Origin of the sequence: uncultured Anaerococcus sp. (genome assembly GCF_963510575.1) — a bacterium.
In the GTDB taxonomy this organism is placed as follows: Bacteria; Bacillota; Clostridia; order Tissierellales; family Peptoniphilaceae; genus Anaerococcus.
The window spans coordinates 1-6,212 of record NZ_CAUPFR010000093.1; the positions used below are offsets into that span (position 1 = coordinate 1).

The following is a 6,212-nucleotide window of genomic DNA, read 5'->3' on the forward strand; positions in this document are numbered from 1 at the left end:
ACTCGGCCGAGATACTTTTGACCTAGAAGATGCCCTAGGAGCTGGCGAAAATTTCTTATGTTCAGCTGACCTTAAGGATTTCATAGAAAAACACAATCTAGACCTATCCCTCGATGGAAAAATTAACCCAAGGGACGCCTTTGGCAGCCATTCTGATGCTGACCACGTTTACAACACTCCAAGAGCTTGGGTTTTGCAAAGATTTTTCAACCCTAGGTCTAATACCTATGACGGAATTGACGCTGACCTAAGACCTGACGATGACGACCTTCCATGGGCAAGGGTGCCTGAGAGAAAAATCACAGTTGAGGATATCAAATATGCCCTCTCCCACCACTTCCAAGGCACTCCTTACGACCCATACAAAAAGCACGGAGACGCATCTCAAGCAGGAGCCTTCCGTCCAATCGGCATAAACAGAAATAACTTCCTTGGTCTTACCCAAATCAGAAGCGATAGGCCTGATCCAATCAAAGCTATAGAATGGCTTGCCCTTGGCTCAAACGTCTTTAACACCATGGTGCCATTTTATGTAAATATCACCGATACCCCTGCTTATTTGAGAGATACTACTGGCAAGGTCACCACAGAATCTTTCTACTGGATTAACAGGATTATAGCAGCCCTTGCAGACCCACACTTTGCTGATACAGCTAATTTAATTGAACGCTACCAGGAAAAAGTTGGATCTTTTGCTTGGAAAGTTATTTACAAAACAGATGAGAAAATTATAAGGGAAAATCTTTCTAGGGAAGACTCTATAAAAGTCCTAGAAGTAGCCAACCAAGAAATTGCAGACTTCCTCAAAGAAGCAAGCCAAGACCTCTTAGACCAAGTTCTCTATGTAGCATCAAACAAGATGAAAAATAGCTTTTCAAGATCAGATGCCTAAAACTTGCCCGAGCCAAGCTCGGGTTTTATCTTTAAAAATTTATAAAAGGAGTAAATATGTCAAAAACCCTAGGACCAATCCACTACCTAATGTACGAAAAAATCAAATTCCAAGATAAAATCACAGATTTTTTGCTTGATGGAGATTTTTCTCAAATACAATATGAACCTGTTTCTACCAAGCCCTTGGAGGAAATTTTAGACCAGGAAAATATCCACGGCTACCTCCAAGAAAAAATAGATATAGTTGAAAGTCGCCTTGCCAAAGCCCTCAGCCTTTGCAAAAATCCTAGCGAAAAGCTTTTTAAACTCGGACAAAAATGTGGCAAGGGTAAGGATTTTTCTAACTTTGAGGAAATTTTTACCGACCTCAACACTTATCTCTTAGACGGTATGCCTTGTGATCAAGGCCTTTCAGCCGTTCTAGATGGGGATAGTTTGTATTTGATAACCAACACCAACCTTCATAAAAAATACCAAGACGCTATAGACCTTGAAAATTCGAGAAATGCCTCTTGCGAAGGTGGCCACAGCCACGACCACCACGAGTCTTTTGAAGTCGGAGCGGGCGTGGTAAATGACCTAAAATCCGAAGAATCTACCTACCACAAGTACAGATTAGACTTTCTAAGGGGATATTTTTCCGAAAGTCCTTATGAGGTTGAACTTGTAAATGGAATTAATTACAAAATAACAAAAAAATAAGACCCCGAAGGGTCTATAAGCTCTTAAAGCTTGAAAGCTCTCTAAAATAAGAGGGCTTTTTTATTTTAAATTTCCTATATAAATGGATTGTAAAACCTACCTTGGTTTAGGAAAAATAGGGAAATTCCAAGACCTACTAAAACTAGGGTAATAAACAAAACTAAAAAGTCCTTTTTCCCAAAGGGTCTAGCCTTGTACCAAGTCCTAGTTTTATTTTTCCCAAAACGTCTTAATTCCATGGCTTGGGCTATGGTTTCTATTCGCTCTAGGCTGTCAAAAATTAGGGGAATTACAATATTAGAACTCGCCTTAATTCTCTTTATAAGACCTGCCTTCTCGCTCATTTCTATCCCCCTAGCCTGGCTTGCCTGCCTAATGTCAAAATAAGATTTTTGTATATCCGGTATATACCTAAGGGCAAGGGCAACAGCGTAAGAGATTTTGTAGGATAGGCCAATCCTATTTAGGCTTGATGAAAATTCGGATGGGTCTGTGGCAAAAATAAAAACGATAGCCAAGGGAATGGTTGAAAAATACTTAAGAGCGACGTTAAATTCGTAAAAAACTTGCTCCAAAGTTAGGGCATACCTGCCAGTCCCAAAAATAAGTGTCCTTGACCCATAGAGTTTAACCCCATAGGCTGGCTCAAAAATATAAATGGCAAGGATATTGATTAGGGAAAAGGCTGCGACAATTTTTATCAAAAATGCCACATCTTCCCAATGAATTTCTGCAATTTTCATTGCCAAAAGCGATAGGCCCATGACTAAGATTAGAAACCTGGTATCGTAGCTTGTCATGACTATTACTGAAAGGAGGATAAAAGTGAGTAGTTTTGTTGTGCCAGAAAGCTCGTGAATAAATGTATCGTTCTTGATATATCCCAGAGTCTTATTCATCGTTTGCTCCTTTCGTAGCCTATAAAGGTCTCTATAAAATCAAGGGCATCCATGGTTTCAAGCCTAGCTCCAAGCTTAAAAAGCGAAGTCTCGGCGAGGTTTGCCCTATCGAGCAGGTCGCTTTGGGTAAAGAGCTCTGCAGGAGTCGTATCAGCTAGGATTTCCTTATCGCCGATTACAATGGCCCTGTCAGTGTATTCCTCAATCAGGTGCATATCGTGGCTAATCATTAGGATTGTTAGGCCATATTTCTTGTTGATTTTCCTTATAAATTCCATCATTTTTGTGTAGTGGTGGAAGTCTTGGCCGGCTGTCGGTTCGTCCATGATAATCACTTCTGGGTCTAAAACCAAAATCGAAGCAATGGTGACCCTACGCCTTTGCCCATAGGAAAGGGCAGAAATCGGCCACTTTCTAAAGGGATATAGACCACATATTTCAAGGGCAGAGTGGACTTTTTTTTGGATTTCTTCTTCAGAAAATCCCCTCACCCTCAAACCAAAGGCTACTTCATCAAAAATCATAGTCTTTGAAATCATGGCATTTGGATTTTGGAGGATAAAACCAACCTTATCGGCGATTTCCTTTATAGATAGATTCTTGGAATCCTTGCCACCTATAAAAATTTTCCCAGAGTCTGGTCTCAAAAACCCGCACATAAGCTTGGCTAGGGTTGATTTTCCAGCCCCATTTGGACCTAAAATCGAAATTATTTCCCCCTTGTCAATCTCAAGACTTAGATTTTCCAAAATATTTTCCCTTTCATAGGAAAAAGTAAGATTTTCTATTTTTATAACTTTTTCACCAGATTTTTTTAAAACTTGTCTTCTTTGTCCCCTTGCCCAGTCTTCAATTTTAGCAAGGTCGGTTGAACTTATCTCAACTTCCTCAAAATCAGCCAGCCTATGGTAAGCAGAAATATCTACTCCTGCATAGTCCATAGCGTCTATATAAAGTGGCCTTCTGATGCCGATTTTCTCTAAAATATCTGATTTTAAAAGGTCAGTCGGACTCAAGCTCGCAAGGATTTTTCCACCATCAACAACAACTATCCTGTCTGGGTCAAGGAGAAGGGCCTCTTCAAGCCTATGCTCAATTACGATTACAGTATAGCCAAGCTCATCAGCTAGCCTTTTTAAAAGCTCCATGGTCTTTCTACCAGACTTTGGGTCAAGATTTGCCAGAGGTTCGTCAAGCAATAAAATCGGCACATCTGAAACCAAGACCCCAGCTATGGAAACTGATTGCTTTTGGCCACCAGAAAGTTCTCCAGGTTTCATTTCCAATAATTTCCCTAGACCTAGGTCGCCAGCCCATTTGCTGACGATTTTTTTCATCTCTTCCTGGTAAACATTGTCATTTTCCAATGAAAAGGCAATGTCTTCTGCGACTGTAAGGCCTACAAATTGGCCATCTGTATCTTGGAGAACAGTACCTACAGACAAGGATAGGTCAAAAATCGACGAATCTTTTAGGTTTTTTCCGTCAATTAGACAAGTTCCTCCAATATCGCCAGGAAAAGTGTTTGGTATTTGTCCATTTAGGCTCTTGGCAAGGGTGGACTTGCCAGAGCCTGATGGGCCCACGATCACGATTTTTTCGCCCTTTTTCACCCTTAAGTCAATGTCAAAAAGCGAAGGTTCGACCTGGGACTTGTATTTAAAATTGTACTTGTCAAAAAATACGAGGTCTTGTCTATTTTCCATATATCCTAATCTCTTTTTAGTGAATTATCTGCTGTTCTTGTTTTAGCGTAGGCTGCGATTAAAATTGTGCCTAGGATACCAACTGCAAGTGAATTTAGTCCAGCTGATACAAAACCTTGGGCAAAAACCTTGTTGACTGGTTCTGAATAGATTAAAATATCTAAAACTGGTGCAATGATTCCCCAGCAAAGAACATTTACAATTATTTGGCCCACATTGAATTTAACCATGTCTTTTTTTGTAAAAGAACCTTGGGAAATGTTTATTTTTGAACCAACAAGTCCATAACCTAGGCCGGTGATACCTGATGTGACAACCCATGACCACCATAGACCGTAAGTTAGAAGGTCCTTAATAGCGTGGCCAATAAAACCGATTAGGGCACCGGCAACTGGTCCAAAAAGAACAGACATCAAAGCTAAAAATGGATAGGTTGTTTCAACTGAAGTATTAGGTATAAAGCCAACTGGTATAGATAAGTACCTACCAAGGATAAAAAATACAGCAGCGCCAATACCGATAGCTACAATTGTAGTAATAGAATTATTCTTTTTCATTATTGCTCCTTTTTAATAAAAATACTCCAATCTGCCCCTGTACCGATTTGGTAGGTAGCAGAAAATGACGCTTGGTTGATTGCAATACCAAGATTGATTAACGAATTGATATAGGCTACAGTTTCACCCAAACCTACATCTGCAAAGGAATGACCAAAGGTCATTTGGTTTTCATATTTTTTGATACCCTTATAATAGATAATAACCTTAATAGTGTCCCCTTGCTTAATATCAGCTTCATTTAGCAAGTCAAGGCTGATATTTGTCCATAAAGATCCAAACCTAATATCTAAGATGTCAACAGTTCCCTCTATAAGCCCGTCAGTGATTTTAGCATCCTTTATGGTTTCATAGCAAAGCTCATCTAGGCTAAGCTCATCTAGGAAATTATAATAAGATAAGTCGCCAGCAAGTTTTGCCCCGTTGTAGGCATAGACGTCCCTACCGTGGAAGGTATGAGAATTTTCAGAAAAAGGAAGCCTATCCTTTATCTCGTCTATAATCCTTGCAGATTCAAGACCTATATATTTTGCCACATGGGAAATTGTGCCATTATCTGGTGTGACTATATAGTGACCAGACTTGGTTTTTACAACTATAGAATGGCGGCTAGACCCAACTCCAGGGTCAACTACTGATACAAAAACTGTACCCTCTGGCCAATACTTGATAGTTTGTAAAAGCCTATAAGATGCTTCAAAAATATTATAGGGCATAATTTCGTGGGTTAAATCGTCTATGGTTAGATTTGGATTAACCATAAAACTTACACCGTGCATGGCAGAAACTGCCCCATCTCCTAAACCGAAATCTGATTGAAAAACTAAAGTGTTCATATAAATTCCTTTCAAATTATTACTAGGATATTATATCAACATAATTCTTTCAGTCAATTTCCATAAATAAATTTTAGGTACGAAAAAACACCCATCGTCCTGATGGATGTGCAGAGTTCCATCAGCCAAGCTTTAGCACCTTACAAAAAGTAGGTTGCTGAAGGATCTCAGAGCTTGTCTCTCCCCTTCTCTTTATGGTAGTTTTATTATACTGTTTTTTATGGGATTTGCTATTATTACCAAGCTTAGAATCATTATTTTTAACAAAATATATAAAAAGATGTTATAATTAATATGTTACTATCCCTATACTGGTAACAGAAAGGGGGTCTTCCAAATGGAGAGAATACTATCTTTCGTATTAGCTATCATGGCAAGTATAATTAGTCACTATATTTGCAAATGGCTAGATAGCTTATTTAAAAATAGTAACTAGCCTACAAAAAAAAGACAGGAGTTAGTAGAGTTCTCCTGTCTTTTTTTGTCTTCCCACTGGGAATACTATCTTTCTAGTCACTTTTATTATACATCCAAACACGCTAAATTCAAGCAAAAGAACTTTAAAGAAAAAAGGTGATGTTGCAGAATAGATTTATCTATTCTGCAACATCACTTTTT

General features: G+C 38.9%; 6 protein-coding genes and 1 riboswitch. Of the genes, 2 read left to right on the forward strand and 4 right to left on the reverse strand.

The features are described from left to right. The coding region (locus tag RQ907_RS06945) for a C69 family dipeptidase (RefSeq protein WP_311492653.1) at positions 1-892 on the forward strand (892 nt) is incomplete at its 5' end. Positions 893-948: 56 nt separating this feature from the next. Continuing rightward, positions 949-1,596, forward strand: coding sequence for a hypothetical protein (locus RQ907_RS06950; RefSeq protein WP_311492654.1), 648 nt, complete (start codon positions 949-951; stop codon positions 1,594-1,596). Positions 1,597-1,670: 74 nt separating this feature from the next. On the opposite strand, the gene RQ907_RS06955 is transcribed toward RQ907_RS06950, so the two are convergent. Genes RQ907_RS06955 through RQ907_RS06970 form a run of 4 tightly spaced genes read right to left on the reverse strand, consistent with a single transcriptional unit; the run spans position 1,671 to position 5,594 of the window. Then, positions 1,671-2,495: an energy-coupling factor transporter transmembrane component T gene (locus RQ907_RS06955; RefSeq protein WP_311492655.1), complete on the reverse strand. Its 825-nt coding sequence runs from the start codon at positions 2,493-2,495 to the stop codon at positions 1,671-1,673. Then, positions 2,492-4,201, reverse strand: a complete 1,710-nt coding sequence (locus tag RQ907_RS06960; protein WP_311492656.1) for an ABC transporter ATP-binding protein — start codon at positions 4,199-4,201, stop codon at positions 2,492-2,494. Before RQ907_RS06960 ends, RQ907_RS06955 begins: the two co-directional genes overlap by 4 nt. 5 nt (positions 4,202-4,206) lie before the next feature. After that, entirely contained in the window at positions 4,207-4,758 is a 552-nt protein-coding gene (locus tag RQ907_RS06965; RefSeq protein WP_311492657.1) for an ECF-type riboflavin transporter substrate-binding protein, read from the reverse strand. After that, positions 4,758-5,594 carry an S-adenosyl-l-methionine hydroxide adenosyltransferase family protein gene (locus RQ907_RS06970; RefSeq protein WP_311492658.1) on the reverse strand — a complete coding sequence of 279 codons (837 nt, stop codon included), beginning with the start codon at positions 5,592-5,594 and terminating at the stop codon, positions 4,758-4,760. The genes RQ907_RS06965 and RQ907_RS06970 overlap by 1 nt, the downstream gene beginning before the upstream one ends. A gap of 88 nt (positions 5,595-5,682) precedes the next feature. Further along, a riboswitch (SAM riboswitch) is annotated at positions 5,683-5,795 on the reverse strand. Positions 5,796-6,212 lie beyond the last annotated feature (417 nt).

What these genes read in the sequence shown, in the direction of transcription:
- RQ907_RS06950 (WP_311492654.1), top strand. Translation starts at nt 949, where the DNA reads ATGTCAAAAACCCTAGGACCAATCCACTACCTAATGTACGAAAAAATC.
- RQ907_RS06955 (WP_311492655.1), bottom strand. Translation starts at nt 2,495, where the DNA reads ATGAATAAGACTCTGGGATATATCAAGAACGATACATTTATTCACGAG.
- RQ907_RS06960 (WP_311492656.1), bottom strand. Translation starts at nt 4,201, where the DNA reads ATGGAAAATAGACAAGACCTCGTATTTTTTGACAAGTACAATTTTAAA.
- RQ907_RS06965 (WP_311492657.1), bottom strand. Translation starts at nt 4,758, where the DNA reads ATGAAAAAGAATAATTCTATTACTACAATTGTAGCTATCGGTATTGGC.
- RQ907_RS06970 (WP_311492658.1), bottom strand. Translation starts at nt 5,594, where the DNA reads ATGAACACTTTAGTTTTTCAATCAGATTTCGGTTTAGGAGATGGGGCA.